The organism is Vibrio sp. 10N.222.55.C6, assembly GCF_041473395.1.
Classification (GTDB): Bacteria; Pseudomonadota; Gammaproteobacteria; order Enterobacterales; family Vibrionaceae; genus Vibrio; species Vibrio crassostreae_C.
In genome coordinates, this window is sequence record NZ_JBFRSD010000264.1 from 1 (window position 1) to 263 (window position 263).

At 46.4% G+C, this 263-nt stretch carries 1 pseudogene; it reads left to right on the forward strand.

Annotated elements, in window-relative coordinates:
• Positions 1 to 263: pseudogene (locus AB4486_RS23575) on the forward strand (glyceraldehyde-3-phosphate dehydrogenase); the annotation flags it as partial.

Sequence of the window (263 nt, forward strand, 5' to 3'; positions counted from 1 at the left end):
GAAGGCCTGAGCCAACACGTTGCGTGTAACGGTGCGAAGAAAGTACTACTGACAGCGCCAGGCAAAGGCGACATCAAGAACGTAGTATTTGGTGTGAACGAGAATGTCATTCAACCAGAAGACACGATCATCTCTGCTGCAAGCTGTACGACAAACGCAATCACGCCAGTATTGAAAGCGGTTCACGATAAATTCGGCGTACTGTCTGGTCACATTGAAACGGTTCACTCATTTACCAATGACCAAAACCTAATCGATAACTT